The organism is Burkholderia sp. PAMC 26561, from assembly GCF_001557535.2.
Lineage (GTDB): Bacteria > Pseudomonadota > Gammaproteobacteria > Burkholderiales > Burkholderiaceae > Caballeronia.
The window spans coordinates 1,393,102-1,418,541 of sequence record NZ_CP014315.1; the positions used below are offsets into that span (position 1 = coordinate 1,393,102).

22 protein-coding genes are annotated in these 25,440 nt (G+C 60.8%); 12 read left to right on the plus strand and 10 right to left on the minus strand.

All coding sequences use genetic code 11. From position 1 onward, the window contains the following. Positions 1 to 100: 100 nt before the first annotated feature. Positions 101 to 601 (minus strand): MaoC family dehydratase, encoded by a 501-nt coding sequence (locus AXG89_RS40910; protein ID WP_062001714.1) that lies wholly within the window; start codon positions 599 to 601, stop codon positions 101 to 103. A 79-nt stretch (positions 602 to 680) separates the two neighbouring features. After that, a complete protein-coding gene (locus AXG89_RS40915; protein ID WP_075357672.1) occupies positions 681 to 1,664 on the minus strand; it encodes a LysR family transcriptional regulator in 984 nt (327 codons plus the stop codon). Between the two features lie 157 nt (positions 1,665 to 1,821). On the opposite strand from AXG89_RS40915, the gene AXG89_RS40920 reads away from it, so the two are divergent. After that, positions 1,822 to 3,114 carry an MFS transporter gene (locus tag AXG89_RS40920; protein WP_075357457.1) on the plus strand — a complete coding sequence of 431 codons (1,293 nt, stop codon included), beginning with the start codon at positions 1,822 to 1,824 and terminating at the stop codon, positions 3,112 to 3,114. 27 nt (positions 3,115 to 3,141) lie between these two features. Beyond that, a complete protein-coding gene (locus AXG89_RS40925) occupies positions 3,142 to 4,680 on the plus strand; it encodes a M81 family metallopeptidase (RefSeq protein WP_075357456.1) in 1,539 nt (512 codons plus the stop codon). 77 nt (positions 4,681 to 4,757) lie between these two features. Here the strand turns inward: AXG89_RS40925 and AXG89_RS40930 are convergent, their stop codons facing one another. Further along, a complete protein-coding gene (locus tag AXG89_RS40930; protein WP_062001711.1) occupies positions 4,758 to 5,615 on the minus strand; it encodes a LysR family transcriptional regulator in 858 nt (285 codons plus the stop codon). Positions 5,616 to 5,709: 94 nt separating this feature from the next. Between AXG89_RS40930 and AXG89_RS40935 the strand changes: the two genes are divergently transcribed. The 4 genes from AXG89_RS40935 (at position 5,710) to AXG89_RS40950 (ending at position 9,614) form a co-directional block, all read left to right on the plus strand. After that, entirely contained in the window at positions 5,710 to 6,306 is a 597-nt protein-coding gene (locus AXG89_RS40935) for a LysE family translocator (RefSeq protein ID WP_075357671.1), read from the plus strand. Positions 6,307 to 6,309: 3 nt separating this feature from the next. Beyond that, entirely contained in the window at positions 6,310 to 6,693 is a 384-nt protein-coding gene (locus AXG89_RS40940) for a cupin domain-containing protein (protein ID WP_075357455.1), read from the plus strand. A gap of 303 nt (positions 6,694 to 6,996) precedes the next feature. Beyond that, positions 6,997 to 9,165 (plus strand): heavy metal translocating P-type ATPase, encoded by a 2,169-nt coding sequence (locus AXG89_RS40945; protein WP_236873649.1) that lies wholly within the window; start codon positions 6,997 to 6,999, stop codon positions 9,163 to 9,165. Between the two features lie 53 nt (positions 9,166 to 9,218). Then, positions 9,219 to 9,614, plus strand: coding sequence for a zinc ribbon domain-containing protein (locus AXG89_RS40950; RefSeq protein ID WP_075357454.1), 396 nt, complete (start codon positions 9,219 to 9,221; stop codon positions 9,612 to 9,614). A gap of 52 nt (positions 9,615 to 9,666) precedes the next feature. Here AXG89_RS40950 and AXG89_RS40955 read toward each other — a convergent pair whose 3' ends face one another. The 5 genes from AXG89_RS40955 to AXG89_RS40975 form a co-directional block, all read right to left on the minus strand. Beyond that, complete coding sequence (locus AXG89_RS40955; RefSeq protein WP_075357453.1) at positions 9,667 to 11,103, minus strand: heavy metal sensor histidine kinase; 1,437 nt, start codon at positions 11,101 to 11,103, stop codon at positions 9,667 to 9,669. Beyond that, positions 11,100 to 11,783: a heavy metal response regulator transcription factor IrlR gene (gene irlR, locus AXG89_RS40960; RefSeq protein ID WP_062001708.1), complete on the minus strand. Its 684-nt coding sequence runs from the start codon at positions 11,781 to 11,783 to the stop codon at positions 11,100 to 11,102. Before irlR ends, AXG89_RS40955 begins: the two co-directional genes overlap by 4 nt. Then, positions 11,780 to 15,019 carry an efflux RND transporter permease subunit gene (locus AXG89_RS40965; RefSeq protein ID WP_119024852.1) on the minus strand — a complete coding sequence of 1,080 codons (3,240 nt, stop codon included), beginning with the start codon at positions 15,017 to 15,019 and terminating at the stop codon, positions 11,780 to 11,782. The genes irlR and AXG89_RS40965 overlap by 4 nt, the downstream gene beginning before the upstream one ends. 74 nt (positions 15,020 to 15,093) lie before the next feature. Continuing rightward, complete coding sequence (locus AXG89_RS40970) at positions 15,094 to 16,566, minus strand: efflux RND transporter periplasmic adaptor subunit (RefSeq protein ID WP_075357451.1); 1,473 nt, start codon at positions 16,564 to 16,566, stop codon at positions 15,094 to 15,096. Positions 16,567 to 16,574: 8 nt separating this feature from the next. Continuing rightward, positions 16,575 to 17,897, minus strand: a complete 1,323-nt coding sequence (locus tag AXG89_RS40975) for a TolC family protein (protein ID WP_083637557.1) — start codon at positions 17,895 to 17,897, stop codon at positions 16,575 to 16,577. A 294-nt stretch (positions 17,898 to 18,191) separates the two neighbouring features. Here AXG89_RS40975 and AXG89_RS44235 point away from each other — a divergent pair, with 294 nt between their 5' ends. After that, positions 18,192 to 18,323 (plus strand): hypothetical protein, encoded by a 132-nt coding sequence (locus tag AXG89_RS44235; protein WP_257792717.1) that lies wholly within the window; start codon positions 18,192 to 18,194, stop codon positions 18,321 to 18,323. A 166-nt stretch (positions 18,324 to 18,489) separates the two neighbouring features. On the opposite strand, the gene AXG89_RS40980 is transcribed toward AXG89_RS44235, so the two are convergent. Next, on the minus strand, positions 18,490 to 18,750 hold the full coding sequence (locus AXG89_RS40980; protein WP_075357450.1) for a hypothetical protein: 261 nt from the start codon (positions 18,748 to 18,750) through the stop codon (positions 18,490 to 18,492). A gap of 257 nt (positions 18,751 to 19,007) precedes the next feature. On the opposite strand from AXG89_RS40980, the gene AXG89_RS40985 reads away from it, so the two are divergent. Together AXG89_RS40985 and AXG89_RS40990 are read left to right on the plus strand one after the other, a co-directional pair. Next, entirely contained in the window at positions 19,008 to 19,277 is a 270-nt protein-coding gene (locus AXG89_RS40985; RefSeq protein ID WP_075357449.1) for a DUF4148 domain-containing protein, read from the plus strand. Between the two features lie 264 nt (positions 19,278 to 19,541). Continuing rightward, positions 19,542 to 20,435 carry an alpha/beta fold hydrolase gene (locus AXG89_RS40990; RefSeq protein WP_119024875.1) on the plus strand — a complete coding sequence of 298 codons (894 nt, stop codon included), beginning with the start codon at positions 19,542 to 19,544 and terminating at the stop codon, positions 20,433 to 20,435. 38 nt (positions 20,436 to 20,473) lie between these two features. Here the strand turns inward: AXG89_RS40990 and AXG89_RS40995 are convergent, their stop codons facing one another. Next, positions 20,474 to 21,757 carry an MFS transporter gene (locus AXG89_RS40995; RefSeq protein WP_075357447.1) on the minus strand — a complete coding sequence of 428 codons (1,284 nt, stop codon included), beginning with the start codon at positions 21,755 to 21,757 and terminating at the stop codon, positions 20,474 to 20,476. A 96-nt stretch (positions 21,758 to 21,853) separates the two neighbouring features. On the opposite strand from AXG89_RS40995, the gene AXG89_RS41000 reads away from it, so the two are divergent. The 3 genes from AXG89_RS41000 (at position 21,854) to AXG89_RS41005 (ending at position 25,421) form a co-directional block, all read left to right on the plus strand. Next, complete coding sequence (locus AXG89_RS41000; RefSeq protein WP_075357446.1) at positions 21,854 to 22,801, plus strand: LysR family transcriptional regulator; 948 nt, start codon at positions 21,854 to 21,856, stop codon at positions 22,799 to 22,801. Between the two features lie 227 nt (positions 22,802 to 23,028). Next, positions 23,029 to 23,454: a cation-transporting P-type ATPase gene (locus AXG89_RS44030; protein ID WP_236873650.1), complete on the plus strand. Its 426-nt coding sequence runs from the start codon at positions 23,029 to 23,031 to the stop codon at positions 23,452 to 23,454. Further along, complete coding sequence (locus AXG89_RS41005) at positions 23,424 to 25,421, plus strand: HAD-IC family P-type ATPase (protein WP_236873651.1); 1,998 nt, start codon at positions 23,424 to 23,426, stop codon at positions 25,419 to 25,421. Before AXG89_RS44030 ends, AXG89_RS41005 begins: the two co-directional genes overlap by 31 nt. Positions 25,422 to 25,440: the final 19 nt, after the last annotated feature.

The following is a 25,440-nucleotide window of genomic DNA, read 5'->3' on the forward strand; positions in this document are numbered from 1 at the left end:
TTACGAGTTGATTCACAGTCGTCTCCTTACTGTGAGAGTGAGTTGAAACGCCGTTCGTTCTTGGGCCGAATCGTCATCTCCTGCGGGTTGAAACGGTGTTCTAATCCCCCGTGCCGTGACCGCGTTTCGCGATCAGCGCGGTGCGCACGAAGTCCATGACCGCGGTGCCGTCCTGCTTGAATGCACGCGTGTGAACCGTGACGATGCCTTGCGTGGGACGGGATTTCGATTCACGCTTTTCCAGCACTTCCGACTCGGCATACAGCGTATCGCCGCAAAACACCGGACCTGTCAGCTTGATCTCTTTCCAGCCGAGGTTGGCGATGGCTTTTCCGCTGACATCGTTGACGGACATGCCGAGCACGATCGCAACCGTCAGGCCGCTATTTACCAGCAACTGGCCAAATTCGCTTTTCGCCGCGTGAGCGGCGTCGCAGTGCATCGGATGAAAGTTCATCGTCAGCAAAGAGAAATGGATGTTGTCGGCCTCGGTGATCGTGCGGCCCGGACGATGTTCGTAGATATCGCCGACCGTAAATTCCTCGAAATACCGGCCATAGCTTGCGCGATACCGCTGCTTTCCCACTTCTTCGGCTTGCATGCTCGATGCTCCCGTCTCAATTGTTAGTTTGTACGGACAAAGTATCGGCTTGAAGTCGGGCAGCGTCAATCGAGGGTATTCACCGACGACGTTCCTTGCTTTTGACCACAGCGCGGGGGCGTGGCCTGGTGGCTGGCGTTGCGGGCTCAGGCTGCGTTTGAAAGACAGTCATCCGTTCCAGGATCCACTTCAGCAACTCTTTGGCGGCTGCGGCGAGCGGCCGCCCTGATTTCACCAGCACCCGCGCCTTCGCTGCCTCGAAGACCGGATGCCTGATTGGCAGCGCCACCAGTTCGCCCGCGGCAATTTCCCGATACACCGAGAACGCGCCGATCAACGTCGCGCCCTCGCCGCGCTTCACGAAGTGACGTAACACCGCCAGCGAATTCGTCGTGAGTGTCGGGCGAATTCGCAGATTCTCTGCATACGCAAGCAGTTCGACCACTTGACCGAGACCGAAGGCCGGCGGCATCAGGGCGAGTGGACACTGCAGCATCTCATCGACGGTCACGGGACCGCCGCGCTGTGCGAGCGGATGCTGTGCATGGACGAGCAGCACGACGGGCTGCGACGCGGTTGCCCGGTATTCGATCTCCGCATGCGCGGGCGGGTTATAAGCGAGCCCGATGTGCGCGCGACTCTCCGCCACCTCGACCTGCACGTTGTTGACCGGCAAGATGTCGACGGCCACGTCCAGGTTCGGGTATTGAATGCAGAAGTCCGTGAGCACCTGCTCCATCAATCCGTCTATGTACCCCTCGCTGATCGCGAGCCTGATCTGCCCGCGCTGCAGGCCACGCAGTTCCTGTAGATGGTCTTCGAGTTGTTCCTGCTGCGACTGGCAGCCGCGCCAGTATTCAAGCAGATGCGACGCTGCGTCGGTCGGCTGAACCCCTCGGGCCTGACGCTCGAAGAGCACCGCGCCGATCTCTTCCTCGAGCAACCGGATCTGCCGCGTGATGACAGACGGGGCCGTGTTGAGACTGTCGGCTGCCGCACGGATCGAGCCACAGGTAAGCACCTCGTAGAAATAGCGCAACCGCCGTTGATTCAGTTCTCGCATTCGCTCCTCGCCGGTCAGATGCCGCGTGTAGGTCAGTGTTGCCCGCAAGGCAACGATAGCCAACTTCGGTTGCTCTTGCTCGCCTAATTTTGGATGCCGACGATTGGTTTTGCAACGTTTTCGCGCCGTGCGCGCCCCATGTCTTCCGGAGACTGCCTTGTCCGCCATCCCTTCCACGCTGACCGACGACCGGCATGCCGCCTTGTACCGCAAACTGAACTGGCGACTACTTCCGTTCCTGCTGCTCTGCTATACCTTCGCGTATCTGGATCGGGTCAACATTGGCTTTGCCAAATTGCAGATGCAGAGCGATCTTGGTTTCTCCGATGCAGTTTATGGACTCGGCGCAGGAATCTTCTTCCTCGGCTACGTGCTGTTCGAAGTGCCGAGCAACCTGCTGTTGCCGAAGATCGGCGCACGCAAGACCATCAGCCGGATCATGGTGCTATGGGGGCTGACATCGGCGGCCATGCTGTTCGTGCGCAACGAGCCGATGTTCTATGCAATGCGTTTCCTGCTCGGCGTCTTCGAAGCGGGCTTCGCCCCCGGCATGATCTTCTACCTGACCTACTGGTACAGCCGCGCACGCATGGCACAGGTCATGGCGATCGTGATGCTCGCGGGCCCGTTAGGCGGCATGTTCGGCGGCCCGCTTTCCACCTGGATCATGACGTCGTTTTCCGGCGCGCACGGTCTCGACGGCTGGCAGTGGATGTTCCTCGTCGAAGGCTTGCCCTGCGTGATCTTCGGCATTCTCGCGCTGTTCGTCCTCGACGATCGCCCCGCCGATGCCCGCTGGCTGAACGACGCAGAGAAGCGTCTGCTTGCATCGGAAGTCGAATCGTCGAGCACTCATCATTCGTTCGCGCAGGTCGCGAAGGACCCGCGTGTCTATCTGATGGCCGTGCCGTACTTCTGCTTCATCTGCGGGATCTACGCGGTCAGCTTCTGGTTGCCGACGATCCTCAAAGCCGATGGCGTCACCGACACCATGCAGATCGGCCTGTATTCCGCGATCCCATACATTGCATCGGCGATTGCGATGACGGTTGTCGGACGCAGTTCCGATCGCCGCGGCGAGCGCCGTTATCACAGCGCCATTCCCGCGCTGATCGGTGCCGTGACGCTTGCGATCGCCACGTTCTACGGCGGCCAACTCGCGATCTCGCTCATCTGCATCACCATCGCCACCGCAATGATGTGGGTTGCCTACACGGTGTTCTGGGCGATGCCGCCGGACTACCTCAAAGGCGATGGGGCCTCGGGCGGTATCGCCCTCATCAACACGATCGGCCTCACTGGCGGCTTCCTCAGTCCCACGATCATCGGCTGGGCGCGCACCGCGACGGGCAGTCTCCAGGCCGGTCTGTACGTGATGGCCGGCTTGCTCGCGTTCGGTGCGCTCGTGTTGATCATGATGCGCCCGGCGGCCGCGCCGGCATCGCGCTGACGCCTACTTTCTTCGAGAGGTCTTATCTTGTCTCATCAAGCACGCACCATCCTGTTCGCAGGCTTCCAGCACGAAACCAACACCTTCGCTCCATCGAAAGCGGCCTACGAAAACTTCGAGCGCGGCGAGGGATTTCCGCTGATGTCGCGCGGTGCAGACGTCCTCGGGCTGCGCGACGTCAACATTCCCGCAGGCGGTTTCATCCGCGCGGCCGAAGCGGCCGGCCATACGCTCGTGCCGGTGATCTGGGCGGGCGCGAGTCCCTCGGCGCATGTGACCGTCGACGCATTCGAGCGGATCACCGGCGAGATCGTCGAAGCGGCCCGCACACGCAAGTTCGACGCGGTGTATCTCGACCTGCATGGTGCGATGGTGGCCGAGCATGTCGATGATGGCGAAGGCGAACTGCTCGAGCGGGTGCGTAATGTGATCGATGTGATCGACAAGGTGGCTGGCAAGCACGTACCGATCGTGGCGTCGCTCGATCTGCATGCAAACGTGACTGAGCGCATGTTGCGCTCGGCCGATGCACTCGTCGCGTATCGGACGTATCCGCATGTGGACATGGCCGATACCGGCGCGCGCGCCGCCGCGCTGCTCGAGCGGCTGATGGCAGGCGAGACCCTGCACCGCGCATCGCGGCGCCTTCCCTTCCTGATTCCGATCAACGGCATGTGCACGTTGCTCGAACCATCGCGCGGCATGTACGAGCATGTCGGTGCATTGGAAACCGGCGAGGTCGTGTCCGTGTCGTTTGCGCCGGGCTTTCCGGCGGCCGACTTTCCCGAATGCGGGCCTGTCATCTGGGCTTATGGTCATACGACGCACGCAGCGCAAGCGGCTGTCGATGCACTCTTTAACCGCATGATCGATCAGGAAGCCGCATGGCGTGTGCCGTTCTTGTCGCCCGATGAAGCCGTACAGGAAGCAATGCATCTGGCCACCGGGGCGAGCCGTCCGGTCGTTATCGCCGATACCCAGGACAACCCCGGCGCCGGTGGCGACGCCAACACCATGGAGATGCTGCACGCGCTCGTGCGGCATCGCGCGCAAGGCGCAGCGTTCGGCCTCATCTGCGATCCCGAAGCGGCGGCAGCGGCGCATCGGGCCGGCGTGGGCGCGCGACTCGATCTGTCGCTCGGAGGCTGGTCGGGCGTACCGGGCGATACACCGTTCAACGGCAACTTCGAAGTGATGTTCCTCTCCGATGGACGTTGCCGCTACGATGGTCCAATGATGAACGGCATGCAAGCCGAACTCGGTCCCGTTGCGTGCCTGCGAGTCGACGATGTGCTGGTCGCCGTGAGTTCGTCCAAGGCGCAGATGCTCGATCGCAATCTGTACCGGGTAGCCGGCATCGAGCCGGAATCCATGAAAGTGCTTGTCAACAAGAGTTCGGTGCATTTTCGTGCCGATTTCGAACCCATCGCCCATGCGGTGCTTGTCGCGAAGGCGCCCGGACCCATGACCGCCGATCCCGCCGATCTGCCGTGGAAGCGCCTGGCGAGTGGCATGCGCACGAGCCCTTGCGGCCCCGTGTTCGTGCCGGAGACGGTTGATGAATAAAGCCGGCAGGCAGTGCAGGCCTTGTCCAAAGGCCTGCGGCAGGCGGTAAGGCCCCGGAGCGGGAACTGCCTCCCCTGTCACGAAACCCGCACCAACCGTTCGCGCACATATCGGGCGAACTCCTGCGCGATGAAGGGCGCGACCGATGGCAAGCGCAGACTGATCGCAAAGTTTGGCAAGGCCGGGAGATCATCTTCGCCCCGCAGGATTGCGAGGTCGCCGGGAATCGTCGATGCAAGCCATGCGGTGACCGCCATGTCGCTGCGCACGGTGGCGGTCGTCGCCTCGATGTTGCCGCTCTCGAACACGGTGCGCCATTCGATGCTCCGTTCCCGCAGCGCTCCAAGCACGACGGGCCTGAAGCAACACGAATCGGCGACCATCGATATAGGCAGCGGCCGCCTGAGATGCGCATTCCCGCCGCGCGCGCCGACCCAAACGAGTTGCTCGATGCGCAGGCATTCGCCGCTCGCAGCGTCGGCGGTCTCCTCTACCACGGCGAGGTCGAGCGAGCCGGCGCCGATCGCATCGATCAGTTCCGGTGACGTTGCGCACATGAGTGAAACCTCGACGTTCGGATAAGCCTCGCTGAACGCCTTGAACACCGGCGGGAAATGGGTCCCGACCAGATCGTACGGCACGCCGACCTTCAGCTTGCCTTCGAGCGGGCGGGCCGTCATGTCGTTCCAGATCTCGTCGTTCATGCCAAGCAGCAGCTTTGCCTTGCCGAGGAAACGCTCGCCGACGGGCGACAGTTCAAGCCGCCGGCCGTCGCGCTCGAACAGGAGGCAATCGAAAGTTTCCTCAAGCCGCTTGATTTGCTGACTGACTGCACCCTGCGTCAGGTGGAGTGCATTAGCTGCAATGGTCATACTGCCGGTGTTGGCCACCGCCACGAATGTGCGGACGAGCGTAATGTCGAGATTTCGGTTCATAGGTGCATTATGTCTCGTAATGGACGCCATCATGATTCGTCGTTTCACTAATGGACAGCAAGTGCTTACACTCCGGTCTCCTGCAAGGATGGCCATGTCTGCCCACTCGATCGCCCCACTCGCGTTGTTTGTCACGATTGCCACGCTATCGCCCGGCGGCGCAACGACGCTCGCGACCGCATCGGGCGCGCGCTTCGGATTCATCCGGTCAACGCCGCTTTTGGCCGGCATTGCAGTCGGGCTCGGTACGCTTGCCGCTGCCGCCGCAGCGGGTCTGGCGGGCATCCTGCTCGCCGCGCCCTCGTTGCAGACCGGCATGAAAGTCATCGGCTCGGCTTACCTGCTGTGGCTGGCCGTGAAAATTGCGCGCAGCGGGCCGCCGGCGGCGGGCAAAGGCAGCGCGGTGCCCGCCACGTTTGTCGGCGGTGCCTGTTTGCTGTGGCTCAACCCGAAAGGCTGGGCCATGGCGCTTGGCGCGGCGGCGTCCTTCGCCATGTTGTCGGACGGTCCGCTGCACCTCGCGGCGCTGCTTGGAGGCGCCTTCGCGTTGGCCGCGTGCGTGTCCTTGTCTATCTGGTGCGCCGCCGGCGTGATGTTTGCACGCTTATTGAAGACGCCGCGACAATGGCGGCTTCTGAACGGGTCGATGGCCCTTTTGCTAGCGGTATCGATCATTCCAATGTGGAGATGAAAAATGAACACGATGTTGTTTGCCGAATCCTTCGACCTGATGTCCGCCTTCGACGCAATTCAGGACTTCTGGTCGCCGAAGGTCGTGGCCCAGGTCAACGATCAATACGTCAAGGTGGCGAAAGTGCGCGGCGAACTGGCATGGCATAGCCACGAGGGCGAGGACGAGTTGTTTTATATCGTGCGTGGCAACCTGCGCATGGAGTACGAGAACGGGCGTGTGGTGCCGCTGGCGCAAGGCAGCATGCATGTCGTGCCGCGTGGCGTGCTGCACAACCCGGTGGCGCAAGAGGAGTGCTGGATCGTCTTGATCGAGCCGGTCACGACGTTGCACACGGGTAACGTGGATACGCCGCTTACAAAGACGCTCGCTCAGCAGCTTTCCTGATCCGTCACGGTCGCCACGCCTGGCGCGTGGCCGTCGCCGTCAAAACCATCGCTTTTGATTCAATGCTTCATCATCTCTTCCCGTTACACGCATCACTCCAATAAGTTCCATTGATTCGCTTTCCTTATTTTTCCGTAGCGCAATGCTTTGAAAACCTCCGCGCGGTTGGCCGAGATCGACTTGCCTATGCACCAGGCTGTTTTTACGATCGCACCAAATATCACACTTATCGCCAAGATTGACTTGACCTTATAGGGGCTGCAGGGTGTCTACTGGATGCACGATTCCAGCAAGGAAGTCACCATGTCCGATACAAGTTTCAAGCCCGATCGCCCAACGCAAAAGCTCGACAGTCCGCAGCAAGCCGGCAAGAACGTTCGTACTCCGATCCGTATCAAGCAGATGGATTGTTCGACGGAAGAAGCATTGATTCGAAAGAAGCTCGGAACAATGAAATCCGTCGAAGGCATGGAGTTCAATCTCATTCAGCGCGTCATCACGGTCGAACATGCCCCGGACGCACTCGAGTCCATTGCGGACGCGATCCGGTCGCTCGGATTCATTCCTGAATTGCCGAACTCGACTGGCCGGCTCGACACCGCGGTGGCCGCAACCAGCAAACCATGGTGGCCTCTCGCGCTGGCCGGGGTTGCTGCCATCGGCTCAGAAGCGGTGGGCTGGCTGGGTGCGTCGATGTGGTTATCCGCGGCCCTGGCAATTCTTGCTGTCGTTGCCTGCGGGTTGACCACGTATAAAAAGGGCTGGGTCGCCCTCTCCAACGGCAACCTGAACATCAACGCGCTGATGAGCATCGCCGTTACCGGCGCGCTCGTACTCAGACAATGGCCCGAGGCCGCGATGGTGATGGTGCTCTTCACCGTGGCCGAACTCATCGAGGCGAAAGCGCTCGATCGCGCGCGCAACGCCATACAGGGTTTGATGCAACTCACGCCGGCCAAAGCGACGGTGCGCCAGCCGGACGGCACCTGGGAGGACATCGATGCCAAGGCGGTCGTCATAGGCGCGATCGTTCGGATCAAGCCCGGCGAACGTATTGGTCTGGATGGCACGGTTGTATCCGGACGGTCAACCGTCAATCAAGCCCCGATCACCGGCGAAAGCTTGCCTGTCGACAAGACCGAGGGTGACTCCGTATTTGCGGGGACCATCAACGAAGCGGGCTCGTTCGAGTTCCGGGTCACGGCGATCGCCGGCAATACGACACTTGCGAGAATCATCCATGCAGTGGAAGAAGCCCAGGGTGCGAAAGCGCCGACTCAACGCTTTGTCGATCAATTCGCGCGCATCTATACGCCCATTGTGTTTGCGGTCGCGCTCGCCATAGCAATCGTGCCACCGCTTATTTCCGGCGGTAGCTGGCAAGACTGGATTTACAAGGCGCTTGTATTACTCGTGATCGCGTGTCCGTGCGCGCTCGTCATCTCGACCCCCGTCACGATCGTGAGCGGCCTCGCCGCAGCAGCGCGCAAGGGCATTCTGGTCAAGGGCGGCGTCTACCTCGAAGAAGGCAGGAAGCTGACGTGGCTCGCACTCGACAAGACCGGAACCATCACCCACGGCAAGCCTGTCCAGACCGACGTCCAAACGGTCGATGACCAAGCCGATCTCGAACAATGCAGGCGGATTGCATCCAGTCTCGCCGGCCGGTCAGATCACCCGGTCTCCCTGTCGATTGCCAAGGCAGGAGATACCGCCGGGTTCATTCGCATGCCGGTCGACAGTTTCGAGGCGATTCCCGGACGCGGAGTGCGTGGCGTGGTGGAGGGAAAAACTTATACGCTTGGTAATCACCGGCTCGTTGAAGAGCTCGGACTATGCTCGCTTTCACTCGAGGCAACCCTGGAGTCGCTGGAACGACAAGGCAAGACCGTTGTCATGTTGAGCAGTCCGACCCATGTGCTCATTCTGTTCGCAGTCGCCGATACGGTGAAAGAAAGTAGCCGGGAAGCGGTCGAAGACCTGCACGCGCTCGGCATCCGCACCGCCATGCTGACGGGCGACAACCCGTACACCGCGAACACGATCGCAAAGCAGGTCGGGATCGATGAAGCGCGCGGAAATCAGTTGCCTGAAGACAAGCTCAAGGCGATTGTCGATCTCTCCGCGGACGGGTCGGTGGTCGGGATGGTCGGCGACGGCATCAATGACGCGCCTGCTCTTGCGCGCGCCGACATCGGCTTTGCAATGGGCGCCATGGGAACCGACACGGCGATCGAAACGGCCGACGTCGCGCTCATGGACGATGACCTTCGCAAGATCCCTGCCTTCGTGCGTTTGTCGAAAGCGACTCATAGCATCCTTGTGCAGAACATCACGCTCGCGCTTGGCGTCAAAGCGGTTTTCCTCACATTGACGCTGATGGGAATGGGCACGATGTGGATGGCGGTATTTGCTGACGTCGGCGCAAGCCTGCTGGTTGTCAGCAACGGATTACGCCTGCTGCGCAAATGACTCGCGGGTAATTTCTGCACGCGAGATGCAAACAACTGAAAACGGAGCACGATATGGGACTTCTGGACAAGCTATTGAGCGGTTATCGCGCTGGTCACGGCGGGGGTGGGCATGGCGGAGGCCACGGTGGAGGTCACGGCCGCAATCGCGACGGCCACCACGACTCTGGTCAGGGATGGGGAACAGATGGAGGGAACCGTCCGGAGTATCGGGAGTCCCCTCGGGCTCCGGCCGACAGCGTTCGGAACAAACCTGATCCGGGACAGGGATGGGGCCGGGACACCGCGCCAGGCGTAACGTGCCCCAAGTGCAGCGCCGCTAATCTTGCCAATGCGAAGTTCTGTTCGCAGTGCGGAGCATCGATCGCACCTTCTGCCTGCTCCAAGTGCGGCGTTACACTGCCTCTCGGCGCGAAGTTTTGTAGCGGGTGTGGAGAGCAAGCCGCCTGAGACCGGATGAATCGGCTCAAGTGCTTACTTGCAACAGCATGGCGCATGCCGATCAAAGCTGGCCGCGCGCTGTCAACGATGTCTCGCCCGATCGGACAGCACCATTGTTCGGGAAGATGAGTCTGAACGTTGTCCGGACATTCGGGATGCTCGTGACAGTGCATTCGCCTCCGTGCTCCTGCATGATTGAACGCACAATGGCAAGCCCAAGTCCGGTCCCCGTCGCGGAGCCATGCCGGGATGGATCGACCCGATAAAAACGATCGAAGATACGATCCATGTGCTCGGCGCCAATGCCCCGGCCAAAGTCGGTGACACTGACTTCGCTGGACGTTCCGCGAGCCTCGCAGCGTATCTCTACCGCCGTGCCGTGGGGCGCATGAGCAACTGCGTTGGAGACCAGATTACTGATAGCCCGCTGAACGAGCAGTGGGTCTCCAGGAAACTGCACTTCCCCGGTCACATCGATGTTGACGCCGGCATCCTCGGCCGAAATCTCATAGAAGCCCGCGATGCGATCCGCTTCCCTGCGGCCATCGATCCGGACGAAGACAAGCTTTTTCTGCGAATTGTCGCAACGGGCAAGGAACAGCATGTCATCGATCATGCGCGACAGCCGCTGGCACTCGTCAACGCTCGATTCAATGACCATACGATATTCGTCGCCGCTACGAGGCTGCGTCAAGGCAACCTGCGCTTCCGCCAGCAAATTGGTCAAGGGCGTCCGCATGTCGTGTGCAAGATCTGACGAAAAGCGGTTGAGGCGGCCAAAGGAATCATCGAGCCTTGCGAGCATGCGGTTGAACGCCTGACTGAGTTCCTTGAGCTCTCCCGCCATGCCTGCCTCGGCCAACGGCTGCACCAGCCGGCTACTCGAAACCGCTTCGGCTTTTGCCGTCAGCCGGGCAAGCGGACGAAGGCCGATGAAAGCGATCATGTAAGCGACTGCGGCCGTAACCAGGGTGCCGACCACCACTACGAACAGCACACTGAGCGCATACGCTTTTAAAAGCGCGCGCTCACTTCTTCCGTCGTACTGGACCGCTACGCGCACGACCGGCCCTTGCACGCCGTCCAGGGGCACGAGCGCAACGAGATACTTGAGGGTAGTCCCCGGAATGGAAATGGCTTTGGGCGCAACGCCGGGTTTCGCAGCAAGAACCGCGCTGTTCGCGCGAAATCCACTGGTACCTGTGAGTCTTCGCCCCTGCATGTCGTAGAGCGCCAGATCCACATTCTGGTGACCGTGAAGGGGCGCGGCCAGTGGAGCGCCTTCTGACGCAACCTCCTCGATGGTCCTGATTTCACTCAGGTGCGAGCGCGCTGCCGTCAATGTCGTCGTCATTTCCTGTTCGGACATCGAGGCGATGTTGGTCTTCAGTGCCTGGTAAAGCAACAGCCCGCTGACAGCCAGAAGCATCGACGTCGAGACTGCAAAAAGTATTGTCAGGCGAGCACGCAGTGTTCGAGGCAGCAGACTTGTCATCATTCGGACGGCCGCGCTCGCTCTTCAAGGACATAGCCCATGCCACGAACCGTGTGAATCAGCTTTGGCTCGACGTCGTCGTCGACTTTGGCTCTCACCCGGCGGATCACGGCGTCCACCACGTTTGTGTCGCTATTGAAATTCATGTCCCAGACTTGCGACGCAATGGTGGAGCGCGGCAGGATCTCGCCCTGGCGCCGCATCAACAGCCAAAGCAACGCAAACTCTTTCGCCGTCAACAGAATCGTCTTGCCGTGCCGCGTCGCTTTTCGGCGGGTCACGTCAAGTTCCAGGTCCGCCACTTTCAATGTGGACGAGTCGCGACTTTGCCCACGGCGCAAAATGGATCGCACTCGCGCCACCAGTTCGACAAAGTCGAACGGCTTCGCAAGATAGTCGTCCGCTCCCAGCTCCAGCCCTTTCACTCGATCGCCCACATCATCACGCGCCGTCAGAAACAATACCGGCGTGAGACGCGTCTTGCGCAATTCTTGGAGAATGGACCACCCGTCCTGCCCCGGAAGCATTACGTCCAGGATGATCAGGTCGTAGTCTTCCGTTTGGGCCTGATGCAGACCGCTCACGCCGTCGGCCACCCAGTCCGCGACGAACCCCGTTTCATTCAGGCCCTTGCGAAGGTAGATTCCCGTCTTGGCCTCGTCCTCTACGATCAGGATTCTCATATGCTTTCCCCAGCCGACTGACCAAACCGGCGACGCAACCGCGCTGGAACCAGCGGACGAAGCAGGTCGATTGCCGCCCCCCGGAAAGACGTGGAGTGACACGCCCGATACAACACAGGCAGCACCAGCAAAGTCAATGCGGTAGACGAGATAATGCCGCCGATCACAACAGTCGCAAGCGGCCGCTGAACTTCGGACCCGGTCCCTGTGGCGAAAGCCATGGGCAGGAAACCAAGCGAAGCCACCAGTGCGGTCATCAGAACCGGTCGAAGCCGGGTGAACGCACCCTCTGTCACCGCGGTGTCGAGGTCTCGTCCTTCTTCGCGCAAACTACGAATAAATGCAATCATCACCAATCCGTTCAGAACGGCCACACCGGACAGTGCAATAAACCCGACCGCTGCGGAAATGGATAACGGAATACCGCGCATCCATAGCGACAGCACGCCACCGCTCAATGCAAACGGAATCCCGGTGAATACCAGCAGGCCGTCTTTGACGTTATCAAACATCATGAAGAGCAGCAAGAAAACAAGTAACAGCGCAACCGGGACCACGAGCTTCAACCGTGCGGTGGCCGTTTGCAACTGCTCGAACTGGCCGCCCCAGGAGACCCAGTAGCCTGAGGGAATCTGAACGCCCTGCTGCAACTTCTCTTGCGCCTCAGCCACGAATGATCCCACATCCCGTCCGCGGACATTTGCGCTGATGACGATCCGGCGCTTGCCGTCCTCGCGGCTGATCTGGTTCGGTCCGGGCGAGACGTCGATGTCAGCCAGCTCTGCAAGCGGTACATACGGGGCTTGTACAGGTACTGCGCTCGCGCCTGCACCCGAACCGATCGCGGTGGTTGGCAAGGCGATCGGCAATCGCTTGATCGCTTCAATATCCGTTCGCAGGTCATCAGGAAGCCTGACGACAATGTCAAAACGCCGGTCACCTTGAAACAATGTTCCGGCCGTCTGTCCGCCGACTGCGGCTGCGACCGTGTCCTGAACATCGGCAATGTTCACGCCGTAGCGCGCGAGCTTCTCGCGATCCAGGGTGACGGTCAGCACAGGGAGGCCCGTGGTCTGCTCGACCTTCACCTCGGACGCACCGGGCACTTTCTGCAATATCGCCGCAGTTTTCGAGGCGGTGGCGTTCAACACGGCCATGTCATCGCCGAATATCTTTACCGCGACGTCGCTTCGCACGCCCGAGATCAACTCGTTGAACCTGAGCTGGATCGGCTGCGAGAACTCGAAGTTATTGCCAGGGAGCGTCTCGACCACCTCTTGCATTTCCGCGAGCAGCGCCTCACGCGATTTTTTCGGATCTGGCCATTGATCCGCCGGCTTCAACATGATGTACCCGTCGGAGACGTTCGGCGGCATCGGGTCGGCGGCAATCTCCGCGGTCCCGGTTCTTGCAAACACGCGCTCGATCTCCGGGAAGCGTTCCTTGAGCGTCTTCTCGACCGCTTTCTGCATCGTGACGGATTGAGTCAAGCTGGTACTCGGGATGCGCACCGCTGCAAGAGCCATGTCGCCTTCGTTCAGACTGGGAATGAATTCGCTTCCAAGCCGCATCGTGAGCAACAAGGTCAACATGACGATGACGACCGCTCCCCCCAACACCCGCTTGGGACGCGCGAGGAATGCGTGCAGCGCCGGCTCGTATGCACGTTTGGCCCAGCCCATCACGCGGCTTTCCTTCTCGGCGACGCGGCGGCCGATGAACAGCGCCACCGCAGCCGGAATAAACGTCACCGACAACACCATGGCGGCCGCCAAAGCGATGACGACCGTGATCGCCATCGGGTGGAACATCTTCCCCTCCACACCTGTGAGGGCAAGGATTGGCAGGTAGACCACCATGATGATCAACTGGCCGAAGATCAGGGGCCGGCGCGCCTCCTGAGAGGCAGCGAACACCTCTGCGAATCGTTCTTCAGGCGAGAGTGGCCGGCCCGCTTTGGTTTGCGCGTGCGATAACCGTCGAATGCAATTCTCGACGATCACGACCGCACCGTCGACGATGATGCCGAAATCGAGTGCACCCAGACTCATCAGGTTTGCACTGATCTTGCCGTTCACCATACCTGTGAACGTGATCAGCATCGAAAGCGGAATCACGGCTGCCGTGATGATCGCCGCCCGAATGTTGCCGAGGAACAGGAACAGGACCGCGATCACCAGCAATGCGCCTTCAAACAGGTTCTTTTTGACTGTAGAGACCGCTTTCTCGACCAGGACGGTACGATCGTAGACAGTGATGGCACGAACTCCGGCAGGCAGCGAGCGATTGACGTCCTCCATCTTCTTCGCGACTGCTTTTGCAACCTTCCGGCTGTTTTCCCCCATCAGCATGAACACCGTGCCGAGGACCACTTCCTCGCCATTGGCCGTCGCGGCGCCCGTTCTCAACTCGCGGCCAATTTCGACCTGGCCGACGTCCTTGATACGCACCGGCACGCCGCCCACGTTGGTCAGTATGACGTTGGCGATGTCGTCGATCGACTTGGTCTGTCCCGGCACACGGACAAGGTATTGTTCCCCTCGCTTTTCGATGTAGCCGGCGCCCACGTTCGCATTGTTGCGCTCCAGCGCGCGAACCACGTCGCCAAGCGAGAGACCGTATGACATCAGCTTGGTCGGGTTGGGAGCGACTCTGAATTCCTTGACGAAACCGCCAATCGAATTGACCTCGGTCACGCCGGTCACATTGCGAAGTTGTGGCTTGATCACCCAGTCCTGCAATTCCCGCAGGTCCGTTGGTGTGTACGCGGTTCCATCGAGCTTGCGCGCGTTTGCATCTGCTTCGACAGTCCAGAGATAGATTTCGCCGAGGCCGGTCGATGTGGGACCCATAGCAGGTGTTGCGCCGGGCGGGAGCTTGTCTTTGGCCTCCTGCATCCGCTCATTCACCAGTTGCCGCGCGAAATAGATGTCGGTGCCTTCCTTGAAGATGACGGTGACTTGCGAAAGTCCATAGCGGGAAATCGAACGCGTCTGCTGGAGATTGGGAAGACCGGCCATGGCCGTCTCGACCGGAAACGTAATCCGCTGTTCGGATTCGAGCGGTGAATAGCCGGGTGCGGCCGTATTGATCTGGACCTGGACGTTGGTAATGTCCGGGACCGCATCGATCGGCAGCTTTTGATAACTGTAGACGCCGAGTGCCGCGGCGCCAAAAACCGCGATCATCACCAGCCAGCGGTGCACGATGGCAAAACGAATCAAACGCTCAAACATGGTACGTGTCCTTCCCGAAGGCCGTGAGCCGTCAAGTTGTTGTCGGGGTCGATGACCGTGAGGCGGGAATTGGCTCAATGCCCTTCGGCACTGCCTTTTTCAAGTTCGGCTTTTAAAACGAAGCTGTTCGCAGCGGCATACCGCTGACCCACCTTCAGCCCCTTGGTGATTTCGACAAAACGGTCGTCACGGCGGCCCAGTTCGACGCCTTGCGCCACGAATCCTTTCGAGGTCTGAACGAAGATCGCAGGCTTGCCGTCGATGTCCTGCAACGCGTCGGTGGCGGCTGCAACAGGCGCGTCCTTTGAACCTGCAGTTACCGAGACATTCACGAACATGCCGGGGCGCCATGATCCGTCTGGATTGGCGAGCACGACCCGCGCGGGTGCGGTTCGGGTCTGCTCACCAAGCAGCGACCCGACATACGCGATTTTCCCCGAGGCTTTCGACTCGAACGCCGCCGCACTGATCGTGGTTTCCCGGCCAACCTGGACTTCGTTCAGCCGTTGTGCGGGCACAGCCATCTCGGCCCATACCGTGTTGAGGTCGGACAGGACCAATACATTCGCGTCAGCCGCAACCGCTTCGCCAACAGTGACGTGCTTTTCAACGATCGTGCCCGTAAATGGCGCCCGCAATTCATAGCGACTCAGCGCGCCAGTGGCAGCAGAAGCATTGAGCGCCAGTAACTTCTGGCGAGCACTCGCAGTCGCGATCTCCGCTTCGCGCAACTGTGTCTCGGCCAGCAGATAGTCCTGCTCAGCCGATATTTTTTCCAGCCACAACGTTTTTTCCCGCGCATACGTGGCCTGTGCGGCCCATAGCCTGCGCTCGGCTGTCAGCAATTCGCTGCGGCGATCTGCAAGGTCAGTGCTCGCAATGAGCGCCAGCACCTGGCCTTTCTCGACACGCTGACCCAATGACACGGAGACCTTCTCAACGATTCCGGCGACGCGAGGCACGATATGCGCGGTGGCATCTTCGTTGAATCTGATTTCGCCGGGGAGAACAAACGAACTGGCGACCGACGCCGGCCCCGAGTTTTTCATCGCGATGCCGGACGCCTTCAACTGCTCCGGCGACAATCGAATTGCACCGTCTGCGCGAGACACCTCATAGCTCGCATTTGCGCCGGCGGCACGGACATTCAACAAGACGTCGAATACATGAGGCTTCGCAATCGGTCCGGGCAAAACAAATTTTTGTCCGGATGCAACCAAATCGACCAGTTGCTGGCTGCCGTCATAGCGCTTTATAACGCCCGATATGGAAACACCGGCGGGACCGATGGGCTTGCCTTGGGAAAGGGGATATACCTCAAGTTGCACGGCGTCCCCCTGCTCCACAAACACGACCTCTATGGACTGTGTCCCGCTTGTCAGCACTGTGCCTCCCCGGGGACCCGCGGACGGGTCGGTCGCGGGTGCGGCATTCGCTGCGCTTGTGCCGTTGATGTCCGCGCCGAAGTAGTTCGCTGACAACAACAGGAATGCAACTACGACGGCAGATCCGCCGGCAGCCAGAACCAGACTTTTTTTGCTTGCCATGACGTGCCTTAGGGTTGTGCAGAGGGGGGTAATGACGATGCCAGTTCGATATTTCCAACGAGGCGCTCGAGGTCGGCGTAAGCCTGTCGCGCCGCGATCAAGGCCTTGAGGTACTGCGATCGTGTCTGGAAGAGCGTGCGTTGTGCATCGAGGACATCTATGAAACCGAACTTGCCCAGGTCGAATCCGCGTGACGTGGCGTCCAGCGCCTGCCGAGCGGCTGGGAGCACTTCGCTCTTCAAGCGCCGCGCCTCTGAGCTCGCCGCGTCATAGCTCGCGTAGGCTTGAGCGATGTCCATGCGCATTTGCGCGAGCGCCCCGTCACGATCCGAGCTGGCTTTTTCCGCACGATGCCTGGCCTCGATCACCGCGCCTCTATTGGTATCGAAAATGGGCAACGGGATCGAGATACCGACCACAGCCTGATTGCTTGATATCCCGCCTGCGACGATGCGTTTCATGCCGGCGCTCACGGTGATGTCCGGCGTGCGCCTCGCGCGCTCGAGGGACAGGATCGCGTTGGAACGGCCTATCTCTGCGAATGCTCGACGGGCCGCCGGCGAATCTTCGATCCTCTGTTGCAGCGCCGACAAGCCGATAGGCACCTGCAGCGCTTCGGCGTCCCCAGTCACGACTCGATCCGTCAAATCAGGGATTCCCATGGTCGACGCAAGCTTTACTCGCGTAGCCGAAACGAATGCGTTCGCGCTTGTCAGGGCAATTTGAGCTTCGGTTGCCGCGACCTGCGCCCGGGTTGCTTCAACCGGGGAGACTTTGCCCGCTGTCGCACGTCGCTGGACCAATTGCGCCGAGCGGGTTGCAATGTCGGCCGAGTCCCGGGCGAGTTCGACTGTCTTTTGCGCGAACAACACCCCGTAAAACGCTGTGCTCACATCGGCGTGCAATACGGCGACCCGTCCATCGAGTGATGCGAGAGCACCCTGCCGCGCGTATGAGGCAGCATCCAGGCGGTAGGACCGTTGACCCGCAAGTTCGATGCGCTGGCTCAAGAGCCCTGTCGAAGTCCGTTCGGCACTCTTGAATCCCTCTTGCAGGAATGACACTTCCGGATTCGGGCGAGCACCGGCCTGCATATATGATCCTGCCGTTGCGTCTGCTTCCGAGCGAGCGCTTAGCAGCAGCGGATTATTGTCGAGCGCGATACGCTGCGCTTCGTCCAGCGTCAACGGCACTGTCTGAACCGTGTTACCTGCGGTTTGCGTGACTGCATCAAAGCGCAGCGGCGGAGAACTTTCTGTCGCCGTGGTTTGTGCTGCGACCGTGCCGGCAAGCGTGGCCGATACGGCCACTCCTAAAAGGCGTATACGCATTTTCTTTACTCGATTAACTCTTGAATATGTGGGGTCATCATACGAACCGGCTACGCTGCCAAGATGAGATGAACATGAGATTTTTGTCATGTTCGTGATTGATCCCCGGGTGGTCTCTTTAAACGATAATTTCCGCGCGAAACTCAGCGCGGGGGACACGACGGCAAGCGAACGTGCAGGTTCTGACACGGATAGTCCGGCCTCAGTTGAGGCGTGCGCTTTTTGACTGCAGGGGTCGCTGACGAGGCGCTGTTCTTGTGACCATCTGCATCGAAAGACGAGCAACCCGTCAACATGACGACCGCGGCCAAGACGATGGAGACGCTCAAGGCGCGGATCGATCGCAATGGCCGCGCAGACGCTGCAGCACTGTCTTTACGGTCCGGATTCGGCTTGATTGATTTCACGATCAGCACCTTTGGTTAATAGTGCAACGAGTTGATGAACGCATGACGCGGCAAGTGCGGACGCGCGATTCCCCAAACGCCCGTGGCCGATCGATTTTCTTGGACGCGGGCGGTGGCCTCAACCTAGTAACGATCGTGCAGGGCGTGTGAAATCTTTGGCGGGGAACGCGTTTCGGCCCCTGGTATCAAGGCCCGACCCTGTGAATCAACTTGCTGACAGAGGGATCGGCACTAGCACCATCGACCTTTTCCTGAAGTGCATCGTCAGGCATCGCTTTTGAAGGCAGCTTTTCGGTGGAGGGGTCCGTTCGGCCGGCATCGGGCGTCTGCGCGGGATAACTCGGTCTGTCGAGGATACGTGGCGGATAGTCGTGCCCACCATCTGCGAAGCTATTCGAGGAAAGGGTTACCGCAAAAACGGCGATCAGAATGAGAGCTGGCTTCATGAGAAATACCTCCAGACAATGCGGACCGAAGCGGTCTTCGATTGATCCCAGTCTGAGGCGTTGCTTCCCATGTGAACATGACGACCAGATGATTTTTTTGTCATCCGGATTTAGAAGTCCGAACTGTATTAAATGGTCTATAAGTTTTTTCTATATGACAAAATTATCATGGCGCGATCATGGTCGTGCACCGTCGGCCGTACAAACTTCTCTCCAAGCCGCCACATCGGCGGTCCTTAATCGAGAGAAACCAAATTATGAAAGCGTCGAAAAATATTCCCGCAGTTCTGGTTTTGACATGCGCGTCAGTGGTTGCGTTTGCTCAAACGCCGCCAAGCGGAAAAACTCGCCAGCAAGTGCAGCAGGAACTGGTACAAGCGCGGCACGATGGCATCATTCCGACTACGAAGAACGACTATCCGCCCAGCGCGGCCACCGTTGCGCGCAATCAGGACGTCCATGCTGTAACAAAACATCCGGGTGAGCGAGTGCCGGCGCAAGCGGACCTTCACGACACTGCGAAGTGACGTGAAACATGCAAAAGGGTCAACGCGAACGGTAGCTACGCTTCCGTTCGCGTTGGGCGTCATGACAAGGCCGTTTCGGCGTAGTCTCAGCTGGGGCCGCCCTCCGTCAACAAGCCCAAGGATCCCCATCACGAAAGTTAAACTAACACGAACCCCGAATAAATCTGGATTGCTTGCGGGCCACACGATCGATATCCTTCCGTGGCGCATTCACGCGAAATCCGCCACGCTCCGGCCGGAACAATTCATCCTCAGGACGGCGTCATGCTCAAGAACATTGCAACCGGTTTGCTTGACATCGCTTACGAAGAACAAGGCGATCCCAACGGATGGCCGGTGATCCTGTCGCACGGCTTTCCATACGATATTCACGCCTACGACGACGTCACACCGCGCCTGACGGCCCAGGGCGCCCGGGTCCTGACGCCCTATCTGCGGGGCTACGGACCGACGCGCTTTCTTGCGTCGACGACACCCCGGTCAGGTCAGCAGGCAGCGCTCGGGGCGGACCTGCGGGCGCTGCTCGACGCACTTCAGATCGAACAAGCCGTGCTCGGCGGATACGACTGGGGCGGCCGCGCGTCGTGCATCGTGGCAGCGCTCTACCCGGCAAGAGCGCGAGGTCTGGTTTCCGTGAACGGCTACAACATCCAGAATCTGGCTGCCGCTACGCAGCCCGAAAGTCCAGAGAAGGAATACCGGCTTTGGTACCAGTACTATTTCCACGGCGAACGCGGCCGGGCCGGACTGAGCGAGAATCGTCGTGAGTTCTGCCGGCTGTTATGGTCATTGTGGTCGCCGACCTGGCATTTCAACGACGACACGTACGCGCGTTCAGCCGCTGCATTCGACAATCCGGATTTCGTCGATGTCGTCATCCATTCGTACCGGCATCGCTATGGACTCGTCGACGGCGATCCGCAATTCGACGACATAGAGCGCCGCTTGGCGGTCATGCCATCCATCACGGTGCCGGCCATCACGCTGCAAGGCGATGCCGATGGCGTCAGTCCTCCAGGCGGCAGTCAGGCCGGCTTGAAGCGGTTCACGGGCCGTCATGAGAACCGCGTGGTTCCGAATGCCGGTCACAACCTTGCGCAAGAGGCGCCGGATGCGTTCGCCGACGCGATTCTTGAGGTCAATGCCTGGGCGGGATGATCGGCGCATGAAGCGGAACAGGATCCGGATGTTTATCGTCACTGCTTCTGCTGAGCGGCAAAGCGCGGTTTGCTCCTCTCCCCCGCGGCCCGCAAAACGAAAGCGAAGGCGGTGAACACGAACCCAACCGCACAGACGCCGGACCATCCGGACAGCGCCCAGGCAGCGCCTGACAATGCGGCGCCGAGCGCGCCGCCGACAAAGAATATCCCGACGAACAAGCCATTCAGTCGCCCGCGCGCAGTCGGGTCCATCAGGTTGATTGCCCGCCGGCCGAGCGTCTGGTCGGTGACAACACCGGCATCGAGCGCGCCCGCGCCTACGACCAGCATCGCGACAGCCAATACCGGATGCGCCTGCGCCGAAAAGCCTCCCCAGCCGGCACCGGCCACGCCGATTACCAGGAGCGCAACGAGCATCGTCAGATGGCCGGCCAGCAGCATCTTGCGGCTCCATCCCCGGTCGCCCGCACGACCGGCGAGCGGTGTCACGATCGCTCCTGCCGCACCGGCGAGCGCAAACAACGCAATGCCATTCATGCCGAAGCCGAACGGCGGTTGAACGAGCCGCAGGCCGATCGCGGTCCAGAACGCGCTGAACGCACCCATGACCAGTGCCGCCGATGCAGCATTGCGTTGCAGCACAGGCTCGGTGCGCACCAATGTCCAAAGCGAATACAGGAGAGCGGAATACGATGTCCGGTTACCAGGCGTGCGCACGGGAAGCTTCAGATACAGCACGACGGCGACCAGCGCATCAGTAAGCGCGGCGAGACCGTAGAAAGCACGCCAGCCGACTGTCCCCGCTATCAGGCTCGCGGCCGGACGCGACAACAGGATCCCGAGCATCAAGCCGCTCATCACATTGCCGACCGCGCGTCCGCGATGAATTTCCGGCGCCATTGAAGCGGCCATCGGGACGAGCATCTGGATGGCGCTGGACGCAACGCCTGCCAGCAATACAGCGACGAGAAACAAGACGCGCGAATCGGCGACCATCGCCATTGCGAGAAAGACGGCCCCGCAAGCCAGCGTCCACACAATAAGCCGACGGTTCTCCAGCAGATCGCATAGCGGCACGAGCAGCACCAGTCCGATTGCGTAGCCAAGTTGCGGCAGCATGGCAGCGAGGCCGGCGAACTGCGGTGCAAGGTGCAGGCTCAAGCCGATCGCGCCGGTCAGCGTTTGAGCGGCAAACAGGTTCATCACCATCACGCCGACTGCGGTCGCGAAGAAAACGGTCAGCGGGACAGTGAGCGTAGGCGTGGCGTCGGCTTTCGGCACCCTACTGACGACGGGGGTGGTTTCTGCGGTGGGAAGCATCGAATGTTTTCTCTGGACTGGATCAGAGAAGCATCCTAACGATGCGAACGTTATGCGACAATTGAAAAATGTTGATAATGATTATGCGAGTTAATTGTGAACACCCGGGACTTGCAGGCGTTTGTCGCAGTCGTAGAAAGCGGTTCGATGGTTCGTGCCGCGGAAAAGCTCCATCTTACGCAGCCGGGTTTAACGCGGCGCGTGCAAAACCTCGAGACCATGCTGGGCGTGGAACTGCTCGAGCGTCAGAGCAAGCCGCTGAAGCCATCGGCTGCCGGCAACGAGGTGTATGCGCTCGCGCGAACCGTGCTGCGCGCGGTGGACGACTTGTTGTCGGTTGCATCGCTCGACAGCGAACCGTCCGGCGAAATGCGGATCGGGATGCCGCCCTTTCTCGGCAAAGTGGCGCTGGAGAAGCCCGTTGACCGTCTGCGCTGCATGTTTGCGCGACTGACGCTGCGTGTCACGGCGGGCTGGTCGCCATCACTCGTGCAAGGCGTCGAACGCGGATCGCTCGATGCAGCAATCGTATTGATGCCACCCGGCTTCGCGCCGCCGGAGGCATTGCACGCAGCACGCCTCGCGTTCGTGCCGACGGTGATTGTCGCGGCGCGTTCTCTCGGGCTTCCTGATGTGCCGGCAACGCTCGCAGAGTTGAGCCGCCACGAATGGGTGCTGAATCAGGATGGCTGCGGAATGCGCTCGGTGTTGAGGCGCGCGCTGCAAGCTGCCGGCCTGCCGTTGAACGTCGCGGTCGAAGCGTTCGGCTCCGAACTTCAACTGTCCCTTGTTGCACGCGGGCTCGGTATCGGGCTTGTCACGCCGGACATACTGGAGAGGAGTTCGCACCGGGCGGCGCTGCAGATCATCGATACCACCGATTTCCGCACTGGAGTGGATGTGTGGTTCGTCCATGGTTCCGTTCCGGGCCGGTTGATGCGGGCCATCGACCTGTTGCGTTCTTCATTGGACGACGTGCTTGCCGAACGCGGCATCGCGCCGCTCGCCGAAGAAATGGAACCGGCCGGTCAGGTCGCTCAGTAAGGGCTGTGTGTTGACCTGGGTCAACCGGGGAGTGGCGATGTGGACTACCTTCAAGGATGGTCCTCATTCGTTCATCGCCGGGCTTGATCCAGCGCGTGATCGACCTCCTCCTCTTGGAATCGGAAAATCATGCCAGGCAACCGTACAGAACGGCGACACGCCGTTCCATCGAACCTCGCCGCAAGCTCGAGCAGGGCCCTGGGCACGACTGACTCGTGGAGCATCCCTTGACCGTCTCTTCGCCCGGCCCGGCCGATGACAGCATCACCCTTTCGGTCCCGCAAGCGGGTGCACCGAAGCTCAAGACAACCGGTGCCGCCGGCCTCAGCACGGCCGAAGCCGCGCTGCGGCTCACACAAAACGGTGCGAACGCCGTCGCCGATATCACGCCTCACCCGCTATGGCGCGCGGTCCGGAAATTATGGGCACCGGTTCCGTGGATGCTCGAAGCGGCAATCGTCCTGCAACTGGGACTGGGCGATTATGTCGGCGCGGGTATCGTCCTGTTGTTGCTGCTCTTCAACGCAGGGCTCGGGCTCTTCCAGGAAGGTCAGGCGCAAGCCACCGTCGATGCCCTCAAGTCACGTCTCGCGCTGATCGCGGCCGTGCGTCGCGACGGCCAGTGGACCACCGTCCCCCGGCGCTTGCGCTAGTGGCGGGCGATATCGTCAAGCTGTCGCTTGGCACCGTCGTTGCCGCCGATGTCCGGCTGAGCGCCGGCTCCGTCCTGCTCGACCAGTCGATGCTCACCGGCGAATCCGCCGCCACCGAATCCGGCGCGGGATCGCTGGCCTTTGCCGGCGCGCTGGTGCGTCGCGGCGAAGCCGTGGCGGAAGTGATCGCAACCGGCGAGCGTACGAAGTTCGGCCGCACGGCGGAGCTGGTGCGCACGGCCAAGGTCGAAAGCTCGCAACAGAAGACGGTCCTGCGTGTCGTGCGTAATCTGGTGTTGTTCAACGGCGCGGTGACCCTGCTTCTTGGCATCTATGCCTTTTCGGTTTCCATGCCGATCGGCGAGGTCGTGCCGCTGCTGCTCGTCGCGCTTTTATCGTCGATTCCCGTGGCGTTGCCTTCCATGTTCACGCTCGCCGCCGCGGTCGGCGCACGCTCGCTCGCAAGCCGCGGCGTCTTGCCGACAAGCCTCTCAGCCGTCGATGAAGCCGCCGGCATCGACATCCTTTGTTCCGACAAGACCGGCACGCTGACACGCAACGAACTCGCGGTGATCAACGTTCGCGCGCTGCCGCCCTACGACGAAGCCCACGTCCTGGCACTGGCCGCGGCCGCGAGTTCGGACGGCGGCCGGGATCCCGTCGATACCGCCATCCGCCGCGCATCGGCAAGCCAGCCGGTCAAGGACATCCCGGCGTTGATCACGTTCATCCCTTTCGATCCCGCCCTGAAACGCTCCGAAGCCACAGTGCGCGGTGCAGACGGCGCGCAACAACGCGTCCTGAAAGGCGCATTCCCGACCATTGCGGCACTTGCGCAGCCGAGCGCGAATGCTGCGCCAATCGTGGATGAATTCGAGGCCAAGGGGTTACGCGTACTGGCCGTCGCGGCGGGAACATCCGGTGCCCTGACGATAGCCGGGTTTATCGCCCTGAGCGATCCGCCCCGCGACGACTCCGCTGCGCTGGTCACCGAACTCGACGGGCTCGGCGTGCGCACGGTCATGGTGACGGGCGACGCGCGCAAGACCGCGGAAACAGTGGCGGCATCGGTTGGCATCAAGGGCGCTGTCTGGGACAAGAGCCCGATTCCCGCCGACATGAATGCGCAAAGCTACGCGGTCTTCGCGAGCGTGCTGCCGGAGGACAAGTACCAGCTCGTCAAGTCACTGCAGCAGCGCGGACATATCGTGGGGATGTGCGGCGATGGCGCGAACGACGCGCCCGCGTTAAGGCAGGCGCAGATGGGCATTGCGGTATCGACGGCCACGGATGTCGCGAAATCGGCCGCGGGCGTCGTGCTCACGGAAGCGGGCCTTGGCGGTATCGTCGCGCTGGTCAAGGAAGGCCGGACCACGTTCCAGCGCATCCTGACCTACACGCTGCGCTCGATCATCCACAAGATCGTGCAGGTCCTGTTCCTTGCCGTCGGCCTGATTCTGACGGGTCACGCGATCCTCACACCGGCGCTCATGGTGCTGATGATGGTGACCGGCGACTTCCTGGCCATGTCGTCTTCCACCGATAACGTGCGCCCCTCGCCACGCCCGAACATCTGGCGCATCCGCAACCTGACCATCGCGGGTATTGTGTTGGGAATCGTGGATCTGCTGTTCTGCGTTGCATGCCTCGCGACGGCGAAATTTGCACTGGGCTTCGACACCGGCATGCTGCGCACAGTGGCAGTCGTGACGCTCGTATTCAGCGGTCAGGCGGTCTTTTATGTCGCGCGGGAACGGGAACATCTTTGGAGTTCGGTGCCGGGGAAATGGCTGATCCTGTCGTCCATGGTGGATCTGACGTTCATCAGCATCCTGGCAATCAACGGCGTTCTGATGGATGCCGTGCCGCTCGTCGTCATTCTCGGCTTGCTGGGCGCCGCGGCGGTGCTCGCCCTCGTACTCGATTCAGTCAAACAAGTCTTGTTTCATCGAATGACGGTGGCGTGACTTCAGACGCGCGGGCCGA

Bases quoted from the DNA above. Each gene is read 5' to 3' on its own strand.
- AXG89_RS40910 (WP_062001714.1), bottom strand. From the start codon at position 601: ATGCAAGCCGAAGAAGTGGGAAAGCAGCGGTATCGCGCAAGCTATGGC.
- AXG89_RS40915 (WP_075357672.1), bottom strand. From the start codon at position 1,664: ATGCGAGAACTGAATCAACGGCGGTTGCGCTATTTCTACGAGGTGCTT.
- AXG89_RS40930 (WP_062001711.1), bottom strand. From the start codon at position 5,615: ATGAACCGAAATCTCGACATTACGCTCGTCCGCACATTCGTGGCGGTG.
- AXG89_RS40935 (WP_075357671.1), top strand. From the start codon at position 5,710: ATGTCTGCCCACTCGATCGCCCCACTCGCGTTGTTTGTCACGATTGCC.
- AXG89_RS40940 (WP_075357455.1), top strand. From the start codon at position 6,310: ATGAACACGATGTTGTTTGCCGAATCCTTCGACCTGATGTCCGCCTTC.
- AXG89_RS40945 (WP_236873649.1), top strand. From the start codon at position 6,997: ATGTCCGATACAAGTTTCAAGCCCGATCGCCCAACGCAAAAGCTCGAC.
- AXG89_RS40950 (WP_075357454.1), top strand. From the start codon at position 9,219: ATGGGACTTCTGGACAAGCTATTGAGCGGTTATCGCGCTGGTCACGGC.
- AXG89_RS40955 (WP_075357453.1), bottom strand. From the start codon at position 11,103: ATGATGACAAGTCTGCTGCCTCGAACACTGCGTGCTCGCCTGACAATA.
- irlR (WP_062001708.1), bottom strand. From the start codon at position 11,783: ATGAGAATCCTGATCGTAGAGGACGAGGCCAAGACGGGAATCTACCTT.
- AXG89_RS40965 (WP_119024852.1), bottom strand. From the start codon at position 15,019: ATGTTTGAGCGTTTGATTCGTTTTGCCATCGTGCACCGCTGGCTGGTG.
- AXG89_RS40970 (WP_075357451.1), bottom strand. From the start codon at position 16,566: ATGGCAAGCAAAAAAAGTCTGGTTCTGGCTGCCGGCGGATCTGCCGTC.
- AXG89_RS40975 (WP_083637557.1), bottom strand. From the start codon at position 17,897: ATGCGTATACGCCTTTTAGGAGTGGCCGTATCGGCCACGCTTGCCGGC.
- AXG89_RS44235 (WP_257792717.1), top strand. From the start codon at position 18,192: ATGACGACCGCGGCCAAGACGATGGAGACGCTCAAGGCGCGGATCGAT.
- AXG89_RS40980 (WP_075357450.1), bottom strand. From the start codon at position 18,750: ATGAAGCCAGCTCTCATTCTGATCGCCGTTTTTGCGGTAACCCTTTCC.
- AXG89_RS40985 (WP_075357449.1), top strand. From the start codon at position 19,008: ATGAAAGCGTCGAAAAATATTCCCGCAGTTCTGGTTTTGACATGCGCG.
- AXG89_RS40990 (WP_119024875.1), top strand. From the start codon at position 19,542: ATGCTCAAGAACATTGCAACCGGTTTGCTTGACATCGCTTACGAAGAA.
- AXG89_RS40995 (WP_075357447.1), bottom strand. From the start codon at position 21,757: ATGCTTCCCACCGCAGAAACCACCCCCGTCGTCAGTAGGGTGCCGAAA.